Source organism: Mycobacterium sp. NGS15 (assembly GCF_059813245.1).
Map to the genome: position 1 here is coordinate 619335 of NZ_JCALEF010000001.1, position 24453 is coordinate 643787.

Annotated in this window: 21 protein-coding genes and 1 tRNA gene; 11 read left to right on the forward strand and 11 right to left on the reverse strand. The window is 62.7% G+C overall.

The genetic code is table 11. The annotated features are described in order from the left end of the window. Window positions 1–13: 13 nt before the first annotated feature. The 4 genes from AC5Y5C_RS02930 to AC5Y5C_RS02945 all read right to left on the reverse strand — a co-directional run bounded on the left by AC5Y5C_RS02930 (window position 14) and on the right by AC5Y5C_RS02945 (window position 3636). A complete protein-coding gene (locus AC5Y5C_RS02930) occupies window positions 14–865 on the reverse strand; it encodes an SDR family oxidoreductase (RefSeq protein ID WP_499968841.1) in 852 nt (283 codons plus the stop codon). A 77-nt stretch (window positions 866–942) separates the two neighbouring features. Further along, the gene (locus AC5Y5C_RS02935; protein WP_499968843.1) at window positions 943–1905 is read right to left on the reverse strand and encodes a 2-hydroxyacid dehydrogenase; all 963 of its coding nucleotides are present in this window, start codon (window positions 1903–1905) and stop codon (window positions 943–945) included. A gap of 1 nt (window position 1906) precedes the next feature. Beyond that, complete coding sequence (locus AC5Y5C_RS02940; protein WP_499968845.1) at window positions 1907–3022, reverse strand: alpha/beta hydrolase family protein; 1116 nt, start codon at window positions 3020–3022, stop codon at window positions 1907–1909. A gap of 2 nt (window positions 3023–3024) precedes the next feature. Beyond that, window positions 3025–3636 (reverse strand): TetR/AcrR family transcriptional regulator, encoded by a 612-nt coding sequence (locus AC5Y5C_RS02945; protein WP_499969322.1) that lies wholly within the window; start codon window positions 3634–3636, stop codon window positions 3025–3027. 118 nt (window positions 3637–3754) lie between these two features. Between AC5Y5C_RS02945 and AC5Y5C_RS02950 the strand changes: the two genes are divergently transcribed. After that, on the forward strand, window positions 3755–4336 hold the full coding sequence (locus AC5Y5C_RS02950) for a VOC family protein (protein ID WP_499969324.1): 582 nt from the start codon (window positions 3755–3757) through the stop codon (window positions 4334–4336). On the opposite strand, the gene AC5Y5C_RS02955 is transcribed toward AC5Y5C_RS02950, so the two are convergent. Continuing rightward, window positions 4326–4928 carry a TetR/AcrR family transcriptional regulator gene (locus tag AC5Y5C_RS02955; RefSeq protein ID WP_499968847.1) on the reverse strand — a complete coding sequence of 201 codons (603 nt, stop codon included), beginning with the start codon at window positions 4926–4928 and terminating at the stop codon, window positions 4326–4328. The two genes, AC5Y5C_RS02950 and AC5Y5C_RS02955, sit on opposite strands and share 11 nt — an antisense overlap. A gap of 208 nt (window positions 4929–5136) precedes the next feature. Between AC5Y5C_RS02955 and AC5Y5C_RS02960 the strand changes: the two genes are divergently transcribed. The 3 genes from AC5Y5C_RS02960 to AC5Y5C_RS02970 all read left to right on the forward strand — a co-directional run bounded on the left by AC5Y5C_RS02960 (window position 5137) and on the right by AC5Y5C_RS02970 (window position 9047). Then, complete coding sequence (locus AC5Y5C_RS02960; RefSeq protein ID WP_499969326.1) at window positions 5137–5934, forward strand: oxygenase MpaB family protein; 798 nt, start codon at window positions 5137–5139, stop codon at window positions 5932–5934. A 595-nt stretch (window positions 5935–6529) separates the two neighbouring features. Continuing rightward, entirely contained in the window at window positions 6530–8080 is a 1551-nt protein-coding gene (locus AC5Y5C_RS02965; RefSeq protein WP_499968849.1) for a sugar transferase, read from the forward strand. Between the two features lie 64 nt (window positions 8081–8144). Continuing rightward, complete coding sequence (locus AC5Y5C_RS02970) at window positions 8145–9047, forward strand: class I SAM-dependent methyltransferase (protein ID WP_499968851.1); 903 nt, start codon at window positions 8145–8147, stop codon at window positions 9045–9047. On the opposite strand, the gene AC5Y5C_RS02975 is transcribed toward AC5Y5C_RS02970, so the two are convergent. Then, window positions 9044–10228, reverse strand: a complete 1185-nt coding sequence (locus tag AC5Y5C_RS02975) for an alpha/beta hydrolase family protein (protein ID WP_499968853.1) — start codon at window positions 10226–10228, stop codon at window positions 9044–9046. The genes AC5Y5C_RS02970 and AC5Y5C_RS02975 overlap by 4 nt on opposite strands. Before the next feature lie 260 nt (window positions 10229–10488). On the opposite strand from AC5Y5C_RS02975, the gene AC5Y5C_RS02980 reads away from it, so the two are divergent. Then, window positions 10489–10899 carry a DUF6188 family protein gene (locus AC5Y5C_RS02980; protein WP_499968855.1) on the forward strand — a complete coding sequence of 137 codons (411 nt, stop codon included), beginning with the start codon at window positions 10489–10491 and terminating at the stop codon, window positions 10897–10899. Between the two features lie 104 nt (window positions 10900–11003). After that, window positions 11004–12029: a hypothetical protein gene (locus tag AC5Y5C_RS02985; RefSeq protein ID WP_499968857.1), complete on the forward strand. Its 1026-nt coding sequence runs from the start codon at window positions 11004–11006 to the stop codon at window positions 12027–12029. 31 nt (window positions 12030–12060) lie between these two features. Here the strand turns inward: AC5Y5C_RS02985 and AC5Y5C_RS02990 are convergent. Both AC5Y5C_RS02990 and AC5Y5C_RS02995 read right to left on the reverse strand, forming a co-directional pair. Then, window positions 12061–12134: transfer RNA gene (locus tag AC5Y5C_RS02990), tRNA-Gly, on the reverse strand. 117 nt (window positions 12135–12251) lie between these two features. After that, window positions 12252–12920 (reverse strand): TetR/AcrR family transcriptional regulator, encoded by a 669-nt coding sequence (locus AC5Y5C_RS02995; protein ID WP_078326017.1) that lies wholly within the window; start codon window positions 12918–12920, stop codon window positions 12252–12254. Between the two features lie 154 nt (window positions 12921–13074). Between AC5Y5C_RS02995 and AC5Y5C_RS03000 the strand changes: the two genes are divergently transcribed. The 5 genes from AC5Y5C_RS03000 (at window position 13075) to AC5Y5C_RS03020 (ending at window position 19883) form a co-directional block, all read left to right on the forward strand. After that, a complete protein-coding gene (locus AC5Y5C_RS03000; RefSeq protein ID WP_499968859.1) occupies window positions 13075–13506 on the forward strand; it encodes an MmpS family transport accessory protein in 432 nt (143 codons plus the stop codon). Continuing rightward, entirely contained in the window at window positions 13503–16403 is a 2901-nt protein-coding gene (locus AC5Y5C_RS03005; RefSeq protein WP_499968861.1) for an MMPL/RND family transporter, read from the forward strand. Before AC5Y5C_RS03000 ends, AC5Y5C_RS03005 begins: the two co-directional genes overlap by 4 nt. A gap of 304 nt (window positions 16404–16707) precedes the next feature. Beyond that, complete coding sequence (locus AC5Y5C_RS03010; protein WP_499969328.1) at window positions 16708–17799, forward strand: MlaD family protein; 1092 nt, start codon at window positions 16708–16710, stop codon at window positions 17797–17799. A gap of 458 nt (window positions 17800–18257) precedes the next feature. Beyond that, window positions 18258–19550, forward strand: coding sequence for a S1C family serine protease (locus AC5Y5C_RS03015; protein ID WP_499969330.1), 1293 nt, complete (start codon window positions 18258–18260; stop codon window positions 19548–19550). 60 nt (window positions 19551–19610) lie between these two features. Continuing rightward, entirely contained in the window at window positions 19611–19883 is a 273-nt protein-coding gene (locus tag AC5Y5C_RS03020; RefSeq protein WP_499968863.1) for a DUF2218 domain-containing protein, read from the forward strand. Here AC5Y5C_RS03020 and AC5Y5C_RS03025 read toward each other — a convergent pair. The 3 genes from AC5Y5C_RS03025 to AC5Y5C_RS03035 form a co-directional block, all read right to left on the reverse strand. After that, a complete protein-coding gene (locus AC5Y5C_RS03025) occupies window positions 19880–22177 on the reverse strand; it encodes an arylsulfatase (RefSeq protein WP_499969332.1) in 2298 nt (765 codons plus the stop codon). The two genes, AC5Y5C_RS03020 and AC5Y5C_RS03025, sit on opposite strands and share 4 nt — an antisense overlap. 448 nt (window positions 22178–22625) lie before the next feature. Further along, window positions 22626–23429, reverse strand: coding sequence for a transglutaminase-like domain-containing protein (locus AC5Y5C_RS03030; protein WP_499968865.1), 804 nt, complete (start codon window positions 23427–23429; stop codon window positions 22626–22628). 128 nt (window positions 23430–23557) lie between these two features. Next, complete coding sequence (locus tag AC5Y5C_RS03035) at window positions 23558–24436, reverse strand: formylglycine-generating enzyme family protein (protein ID WP_499968867.1); 879 nt, start codon at window positions 24434–24436, stop codon at window positions 23558–23560. Between the last annotated feature and the right edge of the window lie 17 nt (window positions 24437–24453).

Sequence of the window (24453 nt, forward strand, 5' to 3'; positions counted from 1 at the left end):
GGCTGCTTCCTAACTATTCGGCGCTGGGCTCGCTGTGGCTGGCTCGGTCCTCGTAGGCGGCTCGCGCGGAGGTGCCATGGGCGTCGAGCATGAAGTGATCCATCCCCAGTGATCGTGCTGCCGGACCGTACAGCGCTCGGGGCAGCATGGCGGTTGTCCGCAGCAGTGGGCCGAGTTTCTTGGGCACCATGACGGGGAACTTGCCCCTGCGCACGGCCTTCAGTACGCCGGCGGCAATGTCTTCGGGCTGAACGATTCCCAGCAGCCAATGCTCGTCGAGGCCGGCGACTAGCTCGGTGTTGACCACGCCGGGCATCACGCAGACAACGGAGATGTTGTCGTCCTTGAGTTCGAGGGTCAGTGACTCGCACAGACCGACCACCGCCCATTTCGTCGCGCAATAGGTGGCCAGTCCGGGCACACCCATCTTGCCTGCCGCCGACGCGATGTTGACGATCACGCCGCCACCACGCGGCTTCATCCGGGTGACGGCGAGCTGGCTGCCCCACATGACGCCGCGCACGTTGATGTCCAGCTGGCGCTGGATGGATTCGAGTGATTCTTCCCCGAACGGGGTGATGGGCATGATGCCGGCGTTGTTCACGATCACGTCGACGGGTCCGACGGTGGCTGCGATGGTGTCGAAAAAGGCCTCGAAACTGCCATAGTCGGTCACGTCGAGCGGAAGGCCGATGGTGCCGTGTCCGATCTCGGCGGCGGTGTTCTCACACAGCTTCTTGTCGATATCGCCGATCGCGACCTTCGCGCCTTCGGCGGCGAACGCCGTGGCGATGGCCCGTCCGATTCCGCGAGCTCCGCCAGTGATGGCGACGACCTTGCCCGCAAGTTGCACGGTTCTTCCCATTCGTCCTCCCACGCCATTGTGGTATCTGTTGTACGAATTTTACGAATTCTGCTTAGTGTAAATCTTCGGGCGCCAGCCTAGCGCACCCGGTCAGCTAGGGGCATCCCCTCATGTATACGCCGGCAGTTGTCGATTGCATGCTCCAGGTAACGCGTCATGGTGTCGGCGGTGAACCACGTGACATGCGGTGTGAGCACCACATTGGGCAGCGCCAACAGCGGGTTTTCCGGCGAGATCGGCTCGTGCGCAAAGACATCGAGACCCGCGGCACCGAGCGGTCCCTGCCGTAGCGCTTCGGTCAGCGCCGCCTCGTCGACGACGGCGCCGCGCGAAGTGTTCACCAGGACAGATCCGGGTTTCATCCGGGCCAGGGCCGCGGCGCCGAGCAATCCGGAGCTGGCTTCGGTCAGCGGCAGATGCAGGGACACGATATCGCTGCTGGTCAACAGGTCATCGAGGCTGCGCCAGCCCGTGGAGCCGTCATCGCGGGTGCTGGTGTGCACGACGGTGGCACCCATCGCCAGCAAGGTCCGTTCCAGGGTCTTGGCGATATTGCCGTATCCCACCAATCCGACTGTGCAGGAGCCGATATCGCGAACGGTATCGCCGAGAGACTGATCGGTGGGCCAACCGCGGCCGGCCCGAATGTCGCGGTCCAGCCGTGGCAGCTGTCGCAGGGCCGCCAGCATCAACAGCAGCGCCCCCTCGGCGACCGACGGTGCGTTGGCGCCCGGCATGTTGGCGACGGCGACACCCTGCGCGGATGCGGCGTCCAGAGCAATGGTGTTCACGCCCGCGCCGAACTTGTGGATCAGCCGTAGCCGTTCGCCCTTCGCGACGTCGTCGGCGGACAGCGGACGAAGCACATGCCAGAGCACCGCGGCGTGCGGCAGTTCTTCGTAGAAGGCGTCGTCATCGTCCTCGGCGCAGAAATGGACGTCAAGCCAATCGGTGTGCGGTGCAAGCTGTTCACGGACGCGCGGACCGCCCGGAAAGTGCGCGAGAACTCTCACCCGATGATCTTCGCGCGAGCGGCTCATCTCAGCCCCACCGCGTGCTTGCCCACTCTGCGATGGTATCTGCCTGCTCCTGGCGAGCCCCGGGGTTCTGGAAGTAGTGGTCGGCGTCGATGGAAGCCTGGGACTTGTCGGTCGAGCCCAGCGCGTCATGGATGTGCTGGGCGTCCGAGGGGAAGACGCCGGTATCGCCATCGGCGTTGATGACCAAGGCGGGGACGGTGACATCGGCCAGATGTGGTTCGGCGCGGGTCTGGGCGTGCGACAGGCTCCACATGCCGAGCCAGTTCTTCAGCGTGGTGGCACAACCGATTCCGAAGGTGGAGCGGTTGGCCTTGACCGGCACTCCCGCATAGCAGAGGTTGGCCGGGCGTTTGGTGGGCTCCAGGGTGGGGTCGACCATGCGGGGATCGGCCCAAGTGCGGTGCACGGTGAAGGCGCGGTCGCTGAAACCGGCTGCGCGCACCCGCGCGAGTTCGTCGAGTGCCCATGCGGTGATCCGGTGATTACGCGCCACCTGGCCTTCGCGGTACTTGGCAACGAAGGCAGGGGAGTACGCGGGCCCGTTCTCCTCGTTGAACAAGTCCAAGGCCGGGTCGGTGGAGGCCGGGTCGCTCTCGTCGACCACCGAGGCGTCCATCCAGTCGGTCAGCACATCGGGGCGGCCGAGGTGGGCGGCGCTGGCCACGTAGCCCGATGCGGCGGGCAGGCTGTCCAGGCCCTCGGCCGGGCGCATGCCCTCCAGCGGTGTCACCTTGGGAGCCACCGCCTGCGACTGGTAGGCCGCCATCAGCGAGCCACCCCCCGAATTGCCCAGCAGTAGCACTGTTTCCACGCCCGCCTGTTCCTGTAGCCAGCGCACCCCCACGCCGATGTCCACCAGCGCGTGGTCAAGTAGGAAGTGACTTTCGAATCCCCGGAATCGGGTGTTCCAGCCCAGGAATCCGTACCCATGCCGGGCCAGGTATTCGGCGATGTAATGCTCGGAGAAGTCGATCTGATAATGGGTGGCGATGAAGGCAATCTTGGGCGTGGTGCCGGCCGCCCGGTGATACAGACCCTGGCATGGATGCCCACCGGCGCCGTTGCGTCCCGCGGTCGGCGAGGGCAGCCCGATAAAGTCCCGCACGATCGTCGTCATGTTCAGCAGACCTCCTTGGAATAGATGGCGCGGTAACAGATTCCGGCCAGGGTGTCTATGCAGGCATCGTCGTCGACGGTGGCGGCATTGCCCTGGCTGAGCTGGTTGTAGGCGAACTGGTTCATCATCGAGACGATCGCGGTGGCCATGAGATGCGGATCATTGCCTGGGCTATAGCCGTCACGCTGTGCCCGTTTGATGGTGGTAGTGAGGAAATCGATGGGCTCGGAACATATTTGATTCCAGAACTCGGCGAACTCAATACTGATCATGGCCATCTGCGACACGCTGATCATCTCGGCCAACTGGTGGCGCCAGGTGAGCCAGTGCGCGGTAGCGATGTCGCGTGCGCGCTGTTTATCTGTCTGTGCCCGTGGCTCGGCTACCAGCGAGGAGACCCGCTCCTGCGCCTCGGTGCGAAATCGCATGGCCCACTGCGCGACCATCGCTTCTTTGGAGTCGTAGTAGTTATAGAACGAGGCCGTGGACCGGCCGGCCTCACTGGCAATATCGGCGACGGTGGTGGCAAGGATTCCCTTGCGGGCGATCACGGTTCGTGCGGCCTCATCGATCGCGGCCTGCGTTTGACGGCCTCGTACGGTGGGTTGGACCACGCTCACCCCTGTCTGCTCGCCACACGGTATTGACCCGTTTCTGAATCTGATGTTAGATTCAGATTAGCGTACAACGCAAGGCTGTCATGCGGTCGGATCAAGGAGGCTCCCCATGACGATGATCAAACCGAACAACCCCAACTCCGAATTTGAGTTTGGTGGTTTCAACCATGTGGCGCTTGTGTGTTCGGATATGGAGCGCACCGTCGACTTCTACACCAACGTGCTGGGCATGCCGCTCATCAAGTCGCTCGACCTGCCCATGGGGCAGGGGCAACACTTCTTCTTCGATGCCGGTGGTGGCGACAGTCTGGCCTTCTTCTGGTTCAAGGATGCGCCGGACGGCGTCCCGGGGATTTCGGCCCCGGCCGCCATTCCGGGAATCGGCGACATTATCAGCGCCGTCAGCTCCATGAACCACATCTCGCTGCACGTTCCCGCCGAAAAGTTCGACGAGTACCGCGTCAAGCTCAAGGCCAAGGGTGTGCGGGTGGGGCCCATTCTCAACCACGACGAGAGTGAGTTCCAGGTATCGAAGGAACTGCACCCGGGCGTGTATGTGCGGTCGTTCTACTTCCTGGACCCTGACGGGATTACCCTCGAATTCGCATGCTGGACCAAGGAGTTCACTGCAGCGGATGTGCGTGTTGCGCCGAAGACGGCCGCCGAGCGCACCCCGCGGGAGGTCGCTACCGCCTGACCGGCTCGAGGAGACGGGTAAGCACGACGACAAGCTCGTCTGCGCCGAGCTTCAATTGGCCGGTTACCCAGGCCGCGAGCGTCTGACCGACACCGCCGACGGCGAAGTAGGCTGCGGCGCGCATTGATTCGTCGTTTGGCAGCTGATATGTCTTGTTCAGATGCTGGCCGGAGAGGGCGGCAAAAAGTTGTTCTGCCGCGCTACGGCGTTGTGCGATAACCGAATTAGCGGGATTGCTGCCGAACAGTAGGTGGCCGATCCGAGGATCGGCCCCGATGACGTGCACGATATTGGCGATGCCTGCCGCCGTCTTCTCGCGTAGCGGCGCGGCGTCGACGGCTTTCTGGGTGGAGGTGGCGACCTCGCCGATCACACCGTCGTACACCTGCGCCGTCAGCTCGTCGAGATCGGCGAAGTTTTCATAGAAGTACCGGGCGACTACGCCGGCGTGCTTACACACACCGCGGACCGTCACATTGGGCGCAGGACCGGAGGTCAGCAGGTCCAGGCCTGCCTCCAGGAGCCGGTTCCGGCGCTCGGCCTGGCGGTCAGGGGCCTGCACGCCTCCATAAACCCGCGATGACGTCACCACTACATCTTGACAGGTGGCACCCCGCTGGAAGATATTTGAGAACAAGCGTTCGCAGATTAAGGGGTCAACGGTGACAATCGAACGGGTGTCAGAGGTCGATCAATCGATCGTCGGTGACGGAGGTCCGGGTACGCGGAGTCGTCGTGACGAGCCGGTACCTCCCCCTGCACGTCTGTCTCCGTGGTGGTCCTGGCGGCGCCAGAGCAATATGGCCGACAACCTGATGGGGTTGGCCCTGCTGGGAGGCCCGGCCAACATCGTCATGCAGTTGGCACGCCCCGGCGTCGGGTACGGCGTCGTCGACAGCAAGGTGGAAAGTGGCCGCGCCGATCTGCACCCCGTGAAGCGGGCCCGTACCACCTTCACCTTCCTGGCGGTGTCGTCCTTGGGGAGCCCGGAGCAGAAGGCGGCATTCCGGAAGGCGACCAATCGTTCCCATGCGCAGGTTCGCTCGGCCCCGGGGGACCCGGTGCAGTACAACGCCTTCGACCCGGAACTGCAGAAATGGGTAGCGATCTGCCTCTACAAGGGATTCGTCGATGTGTACGAGGCCTTCGTAGGTCCGATGCCGGCTGATATGGCCGAGCGGTGTCTGCAGGAGGGTGCCGTCATGGGGACGACGCTGCAGATGCCCCTCGCGATGTGGCCGAAGTCCTGCGCGGAGTTCGATGCGTACTGGGAGCAGTCGTTGGATCAGGTTCATATCGACGATCACGTGCGGCCGTACCTGTACCGGATCATTTCCGCGACCATTGCGGTGCCGCGGTTCATGCGTCGGCCGGTGGGTGCCTTCTCGCGACTCATCTCGACGGGATTCTTGCCGCAGCGGTTCCGGGACGAGATGAGGCTGCCCTGGAACCCGGCGCGCGAGCGAACCTTCCGGGCCGTCGTCAGTGTCCTGGGTATGGCCAATCGCCTGCTGCCTAACGGGCTGCGACGTTTCCCCTTCAACGCGCTCATGCTCGATCTCGACTGGAGAATTCGCACCGGTCGCGCACTGGTCTGAACAGTATTGGGCTAACAAACGTATCCAGTTAGCGGCGTGACGTGGACCGGCCCAGCCCGTTGACCATATGGTTCACTGCCATTACCACAATTACTGGATGTCCCTTCTGTTTGTGAGCAAAATCTGTTAGGTCGCCGATTGGCGACCCGATGACGCCCTCGCTGCCCTCGGCGCTTCCGCATCTCTGCTCGCAGACGTTGCACAGCTGCTTCTATTGCTCGCTATGGGCATTGCTGGTGTGCCGCTCCACGACGTTTGTAGTGAGCTAATTTTGTACGTCTTGAACTTTGCTCGACCTGACGGATTCTGACATATGTCCAGTTCAAAGTCGATTTAATACTTTTCGGATAAGAACAAGCTGTACATTTCACCCCTCGGCCGGTGAGCTCGATCACAATTGCAGGCCTTCTGCGGTGAGATGTTGCCCGGTGACGGCTCCCTGGATACATTCCCTTCTGTACGAAACTGGGTAACGAGCGTTTCACCTTTAGCGCCGCGACCGATCTGATTCGTTCGCGCGATGGTTGTCATCGTCGGGTTGCACACGGACTTCGGCGTCTGGCGCTTCATCACATAAGGCTTGTAGTTTTTGCTGTTGGGGCTGCTCTGGAAGGACACGCTCGTGGTCGCGGTGAACGACGGCTCGCCTGCGCCGACCCGGCTGAGGGGCCGGATCGGCAGTGTCCGACGCCCGCGCCGGTCCCCCGTAGTCGGTCAAACCTCCGCGGGGCACCGGGCCGCGCAATGGGGAGATCGCTACACCCGGTGGCTGATGGTCACGGACACCCTCGTCGTTGCGGTCGCCGGCTGGACCTGGATCGAACTGCGCAACGCCACCAACCCGATGACCCCCGCCGAGCTGTGGATCAGGATTGGCTTCTTTTCCTACTGGGCATTGCTGCTGGGTGTGTACCGCAGCAGGGCACCGCATCTCATGGGCAGTGGTGGCGACGAATACCACCGGGTACTGCGTGCCACATTCCACATGTTCGGTCTTTTCGCCATCGTCAGTGTGCTGTTCAAATTCAACGTCTCGCGTTTCGCGCTGGGGATGGCGCTCATCGTCGGGATTGTGTTCCTCCTGCTCAACCGCAAACTCAGCCGCAGCTGGCTCAACCGGCAGCGTGCGCGCGGCAAGCAGATTTTCAGGGTGGTGGTGCTCGGCGGCGACACCGCGGCGCTCAACCTCGCCGAGGCATTCGGGCGCGACACCGCGCTCGGATATCGCGTTGTCGGCGTGTGTGTTCCCGGATATTTGGGTGCACCAGGCCAGAACATCGAGGTCATCGACCGGGTGGTCCCCATTCTCGGCTCGGAGGACCGCATTGTCGCCGCGGTCATGGAGGCCGGTGCGGACACTGTGGCGGTGACTGCCACCGAGCAGCTCGGCCCCGAGAAGATGCGCGAACTGGCCTGGCGGCTCAGCGAGATCGGCGTCAATCTGCTGGTGGCTCCCGGCGTGTTCGACGTCGACCAACCCCGGGTTCGCGTGCGACCGGCCGGCTCCGTGCCGCTGATCCATCTCGCAGAGCCTCAATACGAGGGCGCTTCGCGCATGCACAAAGTTCTGTTCGACCGCGTTGGTGCCTTGCTGCTCATCATCGGATTCAGCCCCATCCTGTTGGCCTGTGCCCTCGCCGTGAAGCTGCAGTCGCGTGGACCGGTGTTCTACTCGGCCGAGCGCATCGGCGTGAGCTCCAAGCCGTTCCGGATGATCAAGTTCAGGTCCATGGTGGCCGGGGCCGACCAGATGGTCGCTGCGCTGATGGTCCAAAACGATGGCGCGGGACCGCTTTTCAAGATGCGTGAGGACCCGCGGGTTACCACGGTGGGCAGGTTCCTGCGCCGCACCAGCCTCGATGAACTACCGCAGCTGTTCAACGTGCTGCGGGGCGAGATGAGTCTGGTGGGCCCCCGTCCGCCGCTGCGCCGCGAGGTGGAGGAGTACACCGACGTGATCAAGCGCCGGCTCCTGGTCAAGCCCGGGATGACCGGTTTGTGGCAGGTCAGTGGGCGTTCCGATCTGCCGTGGGATGAGGCGGTGCGACTGGATCTGTCGTATGTCGAGAATTGGTCCATGGTGTCCGATGTCTCCATCCTGTGGCGCACGTTCCGCGCGGTGGTGCGCAGCGACGGGGCTTACTAGCGCGTCATCGAGGCGCCCACGCATGTCAATCTAGTTGTCACAGTCGCGGAGTATTGTCGCGACCATGCGTACCGATCGCGACAACTGGGATATCAATACAAGCGTCGGCTCCACCGCCCTGTTCGTGGCGGCTAGTCGGGCACTTGAGGCCACCAAACCCGCACCGCTGGCCGTGGATCAGTACGCGGAGGTGTTCTGCCGCGCCGCAGGCGGGGAGTGGGCCGACCTGGTCGCCGGTGGCGGGCCCGAACATCCTTTGCGTTCGGACGAATTCGGACAATACTTCGTGAGCTTTCAAGGTGCTCGCACCCGCTACTTCGACAACTACTTCGGTAGGGCTATCGACGCCGGGGTCAAGCAGGTGGTGATCCTGGCATCGGGCCTGGACTCCCGGGCCTATCGACTCGACTGGGCTCCCGGGACGACAGTCTTCGAGTTGGATCAGCCTCTGGTGCATCAATTCAAGCGTGAAGTACTCGCCGAGCACGGCGCCGAAGCCAAGGCGTCTCGCCAGGAGATCTCCGTAGACCTCCGCGAGGACTGGGGTAAAGCACTGCAAGACAAGGGTTTCAATCCATCGGAGCCGTCGGCATGGATTGTTGAAGGACTGTTGATCTATCTGCCGGCCGACGCACAGGAACGACTGTTCGAGTCCATCGATCAGCTGGCCGCTCCGGGCAGTTTCGTGGGTATTGAGCAGATGGCGACTTACGCCGACGTGGTCTTCGGCATGCTGGTGGCGGGCGCCAATGCAAGCGGAGACCAGGCGAATTCTGACTTCTTTTCTCTGATCTACAACGAGCAGCGCAGTGAAGCCACCACGTGGTTCCATTGCCACAATTGGGATTCGGAGCGCACCGAGCTGCTGGACTACTTGAATGTCTCGGGACGTACGTTGCCGGAGCCGAGCCAACCCGCGTGGTACATGTTCAACTCGATCAGCCTGGTATCGGCTGTCAAGGGTTAGGCAGTGAGATGCCGGTCGAGGAATCCGGTCATGCGCCGTAGGTAGTCGCCCTGGCTCACGTGCAGGATGTGATTTCCGGGAAACCAGTGCAGTGCACAGCGATCCCAGTGTTCCCAGAGCATTTCGGACTGCTGTGGGGGCGCTAGGCGGTCGCCGAGTCCGGTGATGATGAGACGCTGCTCCTTGGGGACCACCGGCTGATAGGTCAGCGGCGATGAGTAGGAGAGAGCCCCGTTCAGCTGATCCTGATCGAGGTGGCCGAGCCTGGCGGCGAGCTTGATCGTGGATTCCGCCGGAAACCAGCTGTGTAGAAGTGATTTCACGTCGACCACGGGCACATTGGGAATCGTGACATCGATGCGGCGCTCCACGGTCGAGATCAATCCGGTGGTGTATCCGCCGAGCGACAAACCTGTCAGCCCGATCCTCTGCACTCCGGTGCCACGCAGATAGTTCACGAAAATTCGGAAGTCGTGTACGGCCTGACACATCGATTCGGAGAAACCGGTGAACCCGTGGCTGAAGTACCCGGCTCCGCTGAACGGTGAGTATTTCTCGGCGCGTCGCCCATGAAAGGGCAAGGTGTACAACAAGATGTCGTAGCCGTTGTGGAAGAACCAGGGCAGGGCAAAGAACACGCCGTTGAGCAGGTAGGGCGATCCGAAGAACCCGTGGATCACGCACAGGGTGGGGCGTGGACCATCGTCATGGCGCCAGTGCTGGGCGCGTGCGACGCTGTTGTGCGGGAAGCGCTTCCAATAGTCGCGGAAGGCGGGATTGCTTGTCTCATAAGGGCTTTCGAAATCCAGATTCTCCACCGTGCCCTTGGCCAAGGCCTGAGCGACCGGGCCCGCAGGGCGGGAGAACACCACGGGTGTGGTCTCCGGCGCCGGGAAGGAAAGATCCGCATCACCCATCGCGGCGAGCTCGCCGTAGAAGGCGAGGTTGTCGCGCTCACGAGCCACGAACTCGCGGTCGATGACCAGGCTAGGGGCCACCACGCCCATGACGGACAGGGCGCCGACGGTGCGTAGGGCGATATCCGTGAGTGCGGACGTCTCGACCATCGCGCGTTCCCGCAGGGTCAGGTCACCGCGACGAGGCAGCCGGGGGCTTGCTGTGGGGGCCGGTCGTGGGGTGATCCGCGGCTGTTCTACAGGTTCCGATAGCTCCGCTGTCATGGGTATACCTTTCGCCCGCGTGCTAGCCACGCTGCTAGCTCATAACGAATGCTATGGGACCCAAGCGAAATTCTGTCGTCAAGACGGCGATGCCTTTGTCGGCGCGAAGCCCGGAAATGGTGTGAAAACCCAGCAAAACCGATGGCTGCCCACGGTCTGCGGGCAGCACAAATAACGTTTACGTTTCATCCAGTTTTGACAATAAAACTTGTGGCGTCAACCCCTTGTGCAGGCCTCTTGAGTGGGTTCAGAGTGAAGGTATGTCCGAAGCATGGATTGAGGGCTTACCGGTCCAGCGGATCATGTTCCGTGACGGATTGGTCATCAGCCTGGGTGACTACAACGAGGTGGTTATCGCCGTGTCGATGTGGCTCACGCTTCCCCCGGCGGGGAGGTGGCCACGGGAAATCGTCTGCGTCGATCCGAAGGCGATCCTGGATGAGGAGCGTCCGCTCTTCAGCATCTCGGGTGCTACCTGCATCGAGGCCAGGTGGAACGACAAGGGCGATCTGCACATGGAATTCTCCGACGACCACGTGATCGATGTGCCGCATCACGACTTCGACACGGCGTGGGAGATCTACGGCAAGTACCACGGGTACGTGGCCAGCCTGCCGCGCGGCAAGGTGCGGGTGGTACGCCACGATGTGCCGGAGGAAGCCGGGGCCTAACCGGTTTCGCCGCGATCGAACCCGACGGTGGGTTGGTTCGTGGTTACTGCGTGAGAGTTCTCGCGGTGGCATGTGCGTCAGCGGTACTCGCAACGTCCGTAGGAGTGATTGCTTCGCCGGGGCCCGCACGGTTCGATGTCGATCTCACCGCGGCGTCGGTGCAGCCTGCGCCCGGCGCACTGATCACCCAGTTCTTCGCCAACCAGGCGCAGAACTGCTCGCTGATCTGTCCCTTCGTCGTGCAAGGTGCCGTCCAGGTGCCGACGTCGATACTGCTGGCGCCGGGCACGTTCGTGGCTCAGCTGCAGTCCGGACAGCCTGTGGTGCAGGCGCTCGGACTTGCCGGTGCGACGGTGAGTGGGGCTGCCAACGATGTGTGGACCGGGCTCATCCGCACCGACCTGGACCAGGTGGTGCCGCGTACACAGTTCGGTACCGAGGTGATTGCGGTGGGGCTCGTGCGGATCGGCGAGGCGGCGTTCACCCAGCCTGGCCAGCTCCCCGGGGTTCTTGGGCAGGCGCGCTCCGATCTCTTCGATGCGTTGAACAACGCGCCGGGCCCCGAGCCTGTGCCCGTCGTGCATACGCCGTTGGAGGCGGCCGCGGTGCGCGGCACCGAGGTGTTCTGGGCGGCGGCGTTTCATTCGACAGAACAGCTCACGCTCATCCTGACGCGGGTGCCCCATGCATTTCTGACGACGTTGGGAAGCACCGGAGATGTCGGAAAGGCGGTGCAGGCGACCGGGCAGGCGGTGGCCACGACGGTCTCGGAGTCGGTCGCGCCGATTCGCGATGCGCTGACCAAGCCCATCCCGATCACGCCGCGAGTGGCAGCCAAGCCGGCGGAGAAGCCAGCCGTCACGACAACGGGCACGGCAATGGAAGCCATCAAGGCGACCCCACAGACCAAAACGCTTACAGCGCTGCCCAATCTCAGGCCGACGCAGCAGACGATGTTCGGGAAGCCGCCGGAGCTGACGTCGAAACCCGATCCCGGGATGTCCCCGAAGGTGAAGCAGCCGAACGTGATGCGCGGACTGGGTGGGGCCATAAAGAAGGCGTTCGGAGACGTCGGCGTTAAGAAGCCGAGTGTTCCGGAGAAGCCTGCGAAGAAACCCGCGGGCGACTAAGCCAGCCGTGCGCACGGGGGCGGAGAAGCGGTGGAGCCGATGACGGGAATCGAACCCGCGTATTCAGCTTGGGAAGCTGATGTTCTGCCATTGAACTACATCGGCGGAGGCAGGTCCGTCCAGCAGATCTGGTTGAACCTCTCGGCGTGTGAGCTTACATGTGAGAACGTCTCCGAGTCCGTGCCATCACCGGTTTGGCGGGCGTGAGACGCGGACGGCCGATCAGGAACTGCGCTTGACCAGGGCGCCGACGATGAGCCGGGCCAGCATGGTTTCCAAGTCGGCGTCGAAGTTCAAATGGATATCGGCCAGCGCGGGATCGGCCTCAATGGCGGCGATCGCGCTGGCTGATGGCCGCGCGTACATCCACAGCGCAGCGCTCGTCACCAGGATGGACAGGCACACACTCTGGGCGTCGTCACCGAGCTCGGGAATGTAGCTCCGGATGGCTTCGGTGAGCGAGGCGATGCTGGCATGGGCAGATCGCCGGAAGCACAGCAGCGTTCCATCCGAGACATTGTGCTCGAGCACACCCGGTTGGGCTGTTATCAAGTCGCACAACACCGCGTGCTGCCGCAGCGACCTGCTGAGCAGGGTAGCCACGTGGTCGGCCCGTTCCTGCGCAGTACCGGAGTACGTGTCGCGAGAGAGCTCCGCCACAATTTCGGTCGCCCAGCAGCGCAGCGCGGCATCGAGCAGCTCCAGCAATACGGCCTCGCGAGACTCGAAGTAGCGGACCATCGCCGACTTTGCTAGACCGGTACGTCGGCTCAGCTCATTGAGGGTTATCTGGCTGACCGGCATGTCGCTGAGCATGGACGATGCGGTTTCCAGGATGGCTTGCCGGCGGATCTCGCGCTGCTCCTCACTGCGCGCGCGCCGGAAGGTCATGGCCCGATGTTAGTGCGCCGCCGGGCGCCTCATAGTGAACCGTCGGTCTATTAACGTGGTACGGTTCCCGCCGTAATAGACCGGCGGTACGCAATATTGTGTCGCCGGTTGTCCGGTAGTGGCCTCATCGGCAGGTGCAGAAGGGGATGCTCGGGTGTATCGACTGTTGAAGCGGTTCTGGATTCCGCTACTGCTGGTGGTCGTCGTCGGGATCGGTGGATACGCGATCGCACAGATCCGTAGCTCCATAAATCCGCCTCCGCCCAAGCCGGGCGAGGGATCGGGCATCACCGCCAACTTCAACCCGAAGCACATCACCTATGAGGTCGTCGGGTCGGGCGGCACTGCGAACCTCAATTACCTCGATGAGAACGGGCAACCCCATCTCGTTGAGAATGCTTCACTGCCTTGGTCTTTCACGATCGTGACAACAATGCCATCGATGTCGGCCAACATCGTCGCGCAAGGCGATCGCAACGTCAGCGGTCTTGGGTGCCGCGTGACGGTCGACGGGGGTGTGCGTGACGACCGATCCAGCACAGACCGAGTCAAACCGTTCATCTACTGCTTGGTGAAATCCGTATGAGCAACGTGCACGCGAAGCCGCACCGGCCGTTTGTCGGCCACCTGATCCGGATCTTTTCGCTGCCGATCATCTTGTTCTGGGTCGGGCTGGCGGTCATCCTGGGCACGGTCACGCCGTCGCTCAACGAGGTGGCGGCCACCAGGTCCGTGCCGCTGAGCCCGCAAAACTCGGAGTCGTACCAAGGGATGCTGAACATCGGCAAGGTGTTTCAGCAGTACGACTCGGACTCTTCGGCGATGGTCGTCCTGGAAGGCGACGACAAACTCGGCGATGCCGCGCACAAGTACTACGACGACATCGTCACCAAGCTCAAGGCCGATCACGAGCACGTGCAGAACGTCCAGGACTTCTGGAGTGATCCGTTGACCGCGGCGGGCTCGCAGAGCGTGGACGGTAAAGCCGCCTATGTGCAGATCTTCCTCAACGGATCACAGGGCACCAGTGCCAGTTACGAGTCTGTCGCCGCGGTGCGCGAGATTGTCAGTTCCGTGCCCGCGCCGCAGGGCATCAAGGCGCATATCGCAGGCACCTCCGTGCTGAACGCCGACACCCAGGTTGCCGGTCATCAAAGCATGGCGACCATGGAATTGGTGTCGGTGGGCGTGATCATCGTGATGATCCTGTTTATCTACCGCTCCATCGTCACGATGCTTATATCCATGGTCATCATTGGACTGGAATTATTTGCTGCACAAGGCGTTACGGCTACTGCCGGCTACCTGAACATTATCGGTCTGACCCCCTATGCGGTGAGCATGGTGACGATGCTGGCGTTGGCTGCCGGTACCGACTACGTGATCTTCCTATTCGGCCGCTATCACGAGGAAAGGTCAAAGGGTCGCAGTCGTGAAGACGCGTATTACATTGCCTACCATGGTGTCTCGCACGTCATTCTCGGATCCGGTCTGACCATTGTCGGTGCGTGCATGTGCCTGAGCATGACCACGCTCCCGTACTTCCAGAGCATGGCCTTGCCGTGCGCGATCTCGGTTCTGGTGATCGTTGTCGCGGCGCTGACGCTGGCGCCCGCCGTCCTGACGGTGGCCTCGAAGTTCGGGCTTCTCGAACCCAGGGGCAAGCTCTCCACCACGGGGTGGCGCAAGGTGGGTACCTCGGTGGTGCGCTGGCCCATTCCCATTATCTTGGTGACCAGCATGATTGCGATCATCGGCTTCGTCAGCCTGATGACCTATGTGCCGCAGTACAACGATCAGAAGTTCACGCCTGCCGATATGCCGGCCAACCGCGCGATGGATGTCGCCGATCGCCACTTCTCTCAGGCCCGCATGAACCCGGAACTGTTGATGCTGGAGGCCGACCACGACCTACGGACCCCGGCAGACATGCTCGTCATCGACAGGGTGGCCAAGGGCATCGTCCATATGCGCGGTATCGAACGAGTGCAGACGATTACGCGTCCGCTCGGTGCGCCGATTGAACACAGCTCGATCCCGTTCCTGCTCGGTGCTCAGAATGCGGGCACGCTGCAGACCGCAAAGTTCAACAACGACAGCTCTGCCCAGATGCTTGAGCAGGCCGACGAGCTGAGCAAGACCCTCGCCAGCATGGAGCGGATGTACAGCATCATGCAGGAGCTCACGGGCACCATGCACAGCATGGTGGGCCGGACTCACGAGATGGAGGCAACCATCCAGCAGATGCGTGACAACCTGGCGAATTTCGACGATTTCTTCCGGCCGCTGCGCAACTACCTCTATTGGGAGAAGCATTGCTTTGATATCCCGATCTGCCAGTCGCTGCGGTCGATCTTTGATGTTTTGGACAGTGTTGACGTGCTCGCCGACCAAATGCGCGGCCTTGTCGCCGATATGGATCACATGGATCAGCTGATGCCCCAGATGCTGCCGGTTTTGAGAACGACCATTGATTCGATGGGCAGGATGCGCGATTTCATGATCGCCATGCATAGCACTCAGGCCGGCACTCAGGCCCAACAACAAGAATTGGCCAAGGGCTCCACGGAAATTGGCCTCTACTTTGACCAAGCCAAGAACGACGACTTCTTCTATCTACCGCCGGACGTGTTTACCAACCCGGACTTCAAACGTGGGCTCAAGATGTTTGTATCGCCGGACGGCAAGGCGGTCCGATTCATCATCACTCACCAGGGCGACCCGGCATCGGTCGAAGGCATTGAACACGTCCGTGACATCAAAGGTGTTGTCGCCGACGCGGTCAAGGGCACCCCGCTTTCTAATGCGAAGGTTTCACTGGCCGGCACCGCATCGATGTATGCCGACATGCAGGACGGCGTGACCGTCGACCTGGCGATCGCGATCCTCGCCTCGATGATCCTGATCTTCGTGATCATGGTGCTGATCACACGCAGTGTGGTGGCCGCCTTGGTGATCGTCGGCACCGTTGCCGCATCCCTGGGTACGGCCTGTGGTCTGTCAGTGCTGTTGTGGCAGGACATCCTTGGGCTGGGTGTGCAGTGGATCGTGATCCCATTGTCGATGGTGATCCTGCTGGCCGTGGGTTCGGACTACAACCTGCTGGTGGTGTCACGCCTCAAGGAGGAAATCCACGCCGGGCTCAACACCGGCATGATCCGCGGTATGGGGGCCACCGGCCGCGTCGTGACCGCCGCCGGCCTGGTGTTCGCGTTCACCATGATGTCGATGATCGTCAGTGACTTACGCGTGGTCGGTCAGCTCGGCATGACCATCGGTATCGGCCTGATTGTCGATACGCTGATCGTGCGGGCTTTCATGACGCCCGCGATCGCCGCGGCACTCGGGCGCTGGTTCTGGTGGCCGATTAACACCTTCGAGATCGTTCGGCGTGGCCGCGACGTTCAGTCGCCGGAACCGGCGACGGCACCGCTTCCTGTAGTGGATGCGGGACCGCATTCGCCCCCTGACGGCCGGTTGTAGCAACTGACCTCGGTGGGCGCCGTGGCGCCACAGCAAATGCGCGGCAGGCGAGCACGTGAACCCGTTCGACCCAGACGGCACTGTGAGATCGCTCAACTTATATAGCGTTATGTAGTGGAGATCACTGGTCTCACTAGCTTCACGATGCGATTCGTGCAAACTCTCTTGATACCGTTGCGCGATGACATGGGACGCTCATTCCCAGGTAAATTCTCGCCGATGTGCACCGCTTCGCTCAATAGCGCCAGAGGCATCTTTTCGCGTCCGCACAGTCATTCAGGCCGCCGCTGCGGCCCTGTTGGCCATGGCGGTGTCGGCCTGCGATCCGCCGACGCTGGAGAGCCTTAACCTGCCGGCACCAGGCATCGGTTCCGACGCGTATGGGTTGACCGCAAAGTTCGCCAATGCCCTGAACCTGCCAAACAGGGCGAAGGTGCGCCTCAACGGTGCAGATATCGGCGAGGTCGAATCCATCGACGCAATCGACTATGTGGCCGTCGTCAAGCTTCGGATACTCAGGGGCGTGCGACTGCCCGTTGGCTCAACCGCCCAGCTGCGCAGTGCAACCCCGTTGGGCGATGTATTCGTAGCTCTCGAACCACCCAATCGTCCGGCCACAGAACTCCTCAAGGACGGCGACGCTCTCGACCTACAAACCACGTCGTCGGCTGCCACCGTGGAAGGTGTGCTGAGTTCGGCAGCGGTATTGGTCAACGGCGGCGTGGTACGTAACCTGACCCACCTGGTCAACGGGCTCGGCAAGGCTTCGGCAGACAATGGTCAAACCCTGGGAAACATTGTGGGGCAATCGAATCAGCTACTGGACACCCTCAATGGGCGTTCGGTACAGATTCAAAACTCCTTGGACAAGACATCCCAACTGGCCGCCTCGATCTCGTCACGACAGAAGACAATCGGTGATCTGCTCGAGGCATTAGCCCCGGGTGTGCGGGCGATCGATGCCAACCAGATCGGCGACCTGGCCGCCACAAGCGGGCAGATCAGTGACCAACTTGCGAAGCTCCCATCGATCCAGGGCTCCGACGGCCGCAGCACCATCGCCGACCTCAACGCAATCGCCCGCGGCTTCAATGACATCGCGGTGAGCCCCGACACCAGCCTGGTCGCACTTAACCGGCTGATACCAATGCTCATCAAGGCGAACGCCGGTAGTGCGCAGGCACATGACGTCAACATCGCCAAGCTCGCACTGGGTAACCTCGACGATGCAGGTAACAAGGGCTCCAGCGATTACCACGGACCCAAGCAGGCAGACTGGGGCTACTTTGTCGGTAGCTTCAAGTACACCCTGTACCGCCTGCAGGAGCGCGTCGTGGGGCAAGGCCCGAACCCTCCAGCTCCCGAAGACAGTTCGGTACAGCCGCCAGGCCGGTGACCGCTTCTCGCGAGCAAGTAGCAGCAGGTGCTCGGTCCAAGCCATCTGCATCACAATCTAATTCGGCCTCCGCCGGGCCCGGTTCGCCGCAGATATTCCGCTGATTGCGCGCAATCCTGTGGTGGATCCGGACCGCACTCGCCACTACCCCCTGAAAAGTCTTGGGCTGCAGAGAGGAAATTCTCAGCCTGGCCTCAGTGGATGCAGGCACTCTGACAGGGCGTACCAGAGGCGGCCAGTGCCCTGACTGCATCTTGAGGAAGAAGGAACTATCCATGAACTACCAGCCTGGGCATCCGCCGTACGGAAACGAATTCCCTGTGGGCCAGCACGGCTATCGGCAGGTGCATGGCGCATCCACCACTGCCCGGACACGCTACCCCTATGACGAGATGTACCAGGACCGTGCCCCGCAGGCTCCGAACCCTGTGCACGGGAAGCGTCTTCGCACTCTAGGGCTGACGGCCGGTGCCGTCGTGGTGGCCATTGGCGCCAGCGCGGCCACGGCGGCCGTGGTGGTCAACCATTCCGCGCGCCCGGCCCCCGTCGCGCAGGTCTCTGGCCCCGCGCCCGGCGGAAAGCCCTCACTGCCAACGGGTTCAATACTGGGAAAGCCCGGCAGCACGCCCGCGGGCAACTCCGTTGAAGAGGTGTCGGCCAAGGTGCTGCCCAGTGTGGTGCAACTGAAGATCCGAAGTGGACAACAGGGCGAAGAGGGGTCCGGTGTGGTCCTGAGCGCCGACGGGTTGATTCTGACCAACAACCACGTCGTGGCCGCAGCCATGTCCGGTAGCGGCGATCTGGCACCCTCGGCTCCCGCGCCCCGCGGTCCGCTCTCCAACCTTCCGCCCGGCGTCCTCCCCGGCGGCCAGCTGCCCGGTGGCTATCGGGACGGGCGTGACGGCTCGGAACTTGACGGCTCGGAACTTGACGGCTCAGACGGGCGCACCACGCGGCCTTCGGCACGCACCGGGGACGGTGTCAAGGCAACGGTGACCCTGGCCGACGGCCGTACGGTGCCGTTCACCGTGGTCGGCGCCGATCCCGCCGATGACATCGCGGTGGTCCGCGCCCAGGGCGTTTCCGACCTCACCCCGATCACGATTGGCTCGTCGAAAGACCTGAAGGTGGGGCAGAACGTTGTCGCCATTGGTTCGCCTCTGGGCCTGCAGGGGACGGTGACGACCGGCATCATCAGCGCGCTGCGTCGCCCTGTCGCCACCGGCGATGAGCAGAGTGGCCAGCATTCGGTGATGAGTGCCATCCAAACGGATGCGGCAATCAACCCCGGCAACTCCGGAGGCGCGCTCGTGGATATGAACGGCGCGCTCATCGGCGTGAACTCGGCGATCGCGTCGCTATCCGGCGGCGAGGACTCGCAGGGCGGCGGTCAGGCTGGCTCGATTGGCCTGGGCTTCGCCATCCCGGTGGATCAGGCCAAGCGCATCGCGGATGAACTGGTGGCCACCGGGACCGTCCGGCAAGCCTCGCTGGGCGTCCAACTCGGCTCCGACCAGGACACACGTGGCGCGCTCGTGGCTGGTGTTGTGCGCGGCAGCGCGGCGGCAACCGCCGGTCTGCCCAAGGGTTCGGTGATCACCAAGGTCGACGACCAGGTCATCGACGGCCCCGAGGCTCTGGTGGCCGCCGTCCGCTCCAAGGCTCCGGGGGACACCATGGCGCTCACCTATGACGACCCGTCGGGAAGCTCGCGCACGGTCCACGTCACCCTGGGACAGTCCGAAACGTGACCGCGCTGTACAGGAGTCCGCGAGACGGGCGCATTACGCAGAACCTGGAAGAATCGTGAGATGGCCACTATTCACGGCGTCATCGTCACGGAACGTCCCGAGCGATATGCGAAACAACTCGCGCAGCATTGGGCAGCCAAGAGCACGGTGACCGAGCTCGACGGCGGTGCGATACAGATCGAGATGACCCCCGATGCGATCACCGTGCTGCGCCCACAGGACGGTGAACTGCATGTCGAGGCGAGCTCGGCGGAGTTCGGCGAAGTGGTCAAGCGGCATCTTGAACGCTTCGGCACCCGTGACGAGCTGACCCTGACCTGGATGGGCGGCTAGTCCCGCGCAAACGCTGCGCGTGCCTCTTGCTCCAAATCGATGAAGGTCTCCTCGCTGACGTCCACCGCAACACCCTTGATGGTGCCGCCGGTGAACTTGCCTGGCCTCGGGTACAGCGGGGACACGTTGTCACCACTGTCGTAGCCGACGCAGAGGCCGTCGCCCGCAAGGGTGAACGTGCCGACTTGAGCCCGCATCGGCCCGTTCGCCACAGCTTTCCCGTCAACATACAGCGTTGTGGTGCCTAGAGACTCGCCATACTTGCCCTTGTCCTTGCGGGCGAATTCCATACCCAAGGTGCGTTTTCCCGGGGTCAGGGGCGGCGACACGAATACTTGTTCTGGCTTGATCCCGAGGAAGTTGTATACGTAGTGCAGCCTTCCGTCCTTGATGAACAGTGCATGGCCGCCGAAGCGTGAACCGTGCGCGAAGATCACCCCCTGTGCGTCCCTTGCCGTCTCGACATCGGCGATGATCTTGTAGGACCGCCCGCGGATGCTGACGGCCACGCCCTCGGGGACGGGCGCCGCATCGGGGAAATACACATAGCGGTTTCGCCTCGGTTCGAATTGAGGGCGCTGGATCTCGAGGAGCTCGGTCGCGGAACGGTCATCAAGGGGCAGGACGAAGTTCTTGTCGGCTTCCTCGGCCCACACGTCGATGAGCTTCTTGAGCTTGTCGGGATGTTGGTCGGCCAGATTCGTTGACTCGGAGCGATCCTCATCGACGTGGTACAGCTCCCATTTGTCTTGGTCGAAGTGCCCCTTGCCGCTGATCGGTGCATGCAGCGCGGCCGCTTTCCAGCCGTCCTCCCAGATTCCGCGGGTGCCGAGCATCGCGTAGTACTGCCGTTTTTTGGCGGTGGGTGCATCGGCCTTGTCGAAGCTGTATCGCATGGATACCCCGGTGACCGGGTACTGCGTGACGCCGCGATAGGTGTCCGGCATCGTGAGACCCACCACGTCGAGGATGGTGGGCACGATATCGGTGACGTGGTGGTACTGATGCCGCACTTCCCCCTTGGCCTTGATGCCCTTAGGCCAGTGAATCACCAGCGGGTCACATGTCCCGCCCGAGAACTGTGAGTAGCGTTTGAACATCTGGAACGGTGTGGAGAAAGCAACCGCCCAGCCCGTCGGATAGTGGTTGTAGGTGTCTGGGCTACCCAGCGTCTCAAGGTATTTCATGTTCTCGGAGAGCTCGTCGGGGTAGCCGTTGAAGAACTTGTTCTCGTTGACCGAGCCATTGGGGGAGCCCTCGCCCGAAGCGCCATTGTCCGCGGCGTACAAGATGATGGTGTTGTCCAGCTGGCCGGTCTGCTCTAGGTGGTCGACGATCCGCCCGACCTGCGCGTCGGTGTACTCGGAGAACCCGGCGTACACCTCCGCCATCCTGGCGAATAGGCGCTTCTCTTCGGCATTCAGCGTGTTCCAGGGACGCACCGCATCCGCCTCGTTGGCGATGTCCGCGGGCATGGGGTTTAGCGGGGTGAGTTTGGTGTCCTTCGGGAGAACGCCCTTTTCCACCATGCGGGCCAGTACCCATTCGCGGTAGGCCTCGTAGCCGTCATCGAACTTGCCCTTGTACTTCTCGGCGTACTCGGCCGGACTGTGGTGCGGCGCGTGATTGGCCCCCGGGCAGAACCACAGATACCAGGGCTTGGACGGGTTGGTGGCCCGCTGATCGCGCAGCATCCGAAGTGCTTGGTCAGCAAGGTCTTTCGACAGGTGATAGCCGTCCTCTGGAGTGGATGGCGGCTCGATGAACCGGTTGTCCTCGACGAGGTCGGGGTACCAGTTGTTGGTCTCCCCGCCCAGGAATCCGTAGAAGCGGTCGAAGCCCTTCTGCACCGGCCACTCCGACCGGCTGCCACCGCCGGCGACATCCTCTTGGGGCACATTGTGGTTCTTGCCCACCCAGAATGTGCTGTACCCGTTGTCCTGTAGCACTTGCCCGATGGTGGCGCACTCGGCGGGGAGACGGCCCGCTGCACCGGGAAAGCCGTCGGAGCCCTCCGTGATGGACGCGAACCGGTTCACATGGTGATTACGTCCGGTCAGCAGACACGACCGTGTCGGCGAGCACAATGCGGTGGTGTGCCACTGCGAATACCGCAGCCCATTGTCGGCGAGGCGCTGCATGACGGGCATATTGATCCGCCCGCCGAACGGTGACCAGGCCGCCAGTCCGGTGTCGTCGTAGAGCACCACCAGGACGTTGGGCGCCCCCTCCGGCGCGTGCTTCAGCTCATAGGGTGTCCAGTCGGGTGTGGAATCGCGTACGTCGAGGGCGATCTTCCCGTGGAAGTCCTCGTTGGTTGGCCCGGTTCCCGGCGTACCGGCACCTTTCGTGTCATCAGTGCCCTCGAAGCCCTTGATCACGCCGGTAGCGGCGGCGGCGCCGACTCCGGCGGCAGCGATACCGCCCAGAATCGAACGCCGCGAGACCTTCCCGCGCGTGGCGTCCTCGGCGGGTTCGGTGGCGTCCCCGTTGTGCGATTCCATGGGTAATCCTCTCGACACGAAAAATCAGGGCCTAGGAAGCTTGCAGTGATGTCACCACGGCGCTATTGATCACGTGCCTCATTGTGTCTCACCAAGATCCAGAAATGGAAGGCGTTGCGAACATCGATAGGCACGGTCCCCGTGCGTAGTCGGAGATGGCGTTGACGCTCGCTGCCGGAAATCGATGTATCGACCGGGAACTCCTAGCCTTTTCGCTCAGCTGGTCTCTCCTAGGATGTCATCGCAAGGAGACCAGTTGATCGACGTGATCCTCGGGTAGGTCGCCGTCGACCACGGCGGTGACGAACGATTGGTTCAATACGATCTGGCCGCCGTGGTTGTCGAGGAACGCCGTATCTGCGGCGTCGCGACCGGTGGTGATGCGAACCATCGTTTGCCGCGGCGCCAGACAGGTGGCGTCCACCACCTGCCAACGGTTGTCGACGACCGCCTCGGCAACAGCGTGAAAGTCCATGGGGTCACAGCCCGGTGCATACACCGCGACAAGCCGGGCTGGCACCTTGACGGCCCGAAGCAGCGCCACCACCAGGTGTGCGTAGTCGCGGCAGACCCCCGCCGCCGCCAAGAGGGTGTCGACGGCGCCATCGATGGGGTCACTCGATCCCGGCGAATACGTCAAACGGGAGCCGACCCAGGACGAGACCTTTTCCAACAGCACCGAGGGTTCGGTGTGATCACCGAATTCGGTTGCCGCGAAACCGTAGAACTTGTCGGCCTCGGCGTAGCGGCTCGGGCGCAAGTACGTCGACAGGTCCGCGGCCTCAACGGGCACTTCGTCGGCTTGTCCGAGAATGGTTGCCGCATAAGAGACTTTGAGATTTCCCTGCCCGACCTCGAGCCGGTGAATACGGTTGCCGTGCTCGCCCGCGACCTCCTGGGCCTCGACACGCTGTCCGTTCAGCTCCAGCGACAAGCTTTCCGTCACATGGGCGCCGGGTAGCGGCGACACAGCGATCTGGAACTCCAATGTTGATGGCGCCAAGATGTCGACGTCGAGTTGGGCTCCAACATCACGTTTCATACCGTTCCTCCCACAAGTCAATACGATGATGTGCGTTGCCGTCAGACAGGATCAGTCTGACATCGGAACCATCGGCCCGCTTGCTGCTAGTGGCGCCCTGCGGTGTGGGTGCCACTACAGCGTATGTGTTACGCCCGGCTCTCCACGCAGCGGAATCCGATATGGGTCGTCGCACTGTCCTGTGACTGTGGCGAGCGCGCCGCGGGACGATAGCGGTGGCAGTACTCGGGCGCGCACAAATGCGAGCCGCCCTTGAGTGCCTGGATCACCGACGGGTCGGGGTTATCAGAAGGGCTGCAGCACGACGTGGGGGCCTCTGCGCCGGGTTCGAATCGCGTCGAGGTCCATTCCCAGACATTGCCGATCATGTCGAGAAGGCCGAACTCATTAGACGGGAAGGTGCCGACCGGAGACGTACCGCGCCAGCCCAGCGCACCGTCATTGCGATACGGGAAGCTGCCTTGCCAGGTGTTGGCCATCAGTTGCCCGCCGGGGGACACCTCGTCGCCCCAGGCGTAGGTCGTATCGCCGCCACCGCGCGCCGCGTACTCCCACTCGGTTTCGGTAGGCAGCCGCCTGCCCGCCCAGCGGGCGTAGGCCTTCGCATCGGTGTACGCCACCTGGACGACGGGATGATCTGCGGCGCTGTCGATATCGCTGTCCGGCCCGGCCGGCCGCCGCCAGCAGGCACCGGGAACCCAGTCCCACCATTGCTGCCAGTCATGCAGGTTCACCGGGCCGTTGGTTGACCGGAACACCATGGCCCCGGGCACCAGATCGTCGGGTGAGGCACCCGGGTAGAGGGCCGGATCGGGGGGACGTTCGGCGACGGTCACATACCCGGTATGGGTGACGAACTCCGCGAACTGAGCGTTGGTGACAGGGTGCCGTTCGATGGCCAAGGCGTCGACCCTCGCGGTGCGTACGGGCCGTTCCTCGGGGTAGAAATTGTTGCAGCCCATGGAAAATGGCCCACCCGGTAGCTCCACTAGCTCGGTCAGTGCCATCCACCCGTTCTATCAGA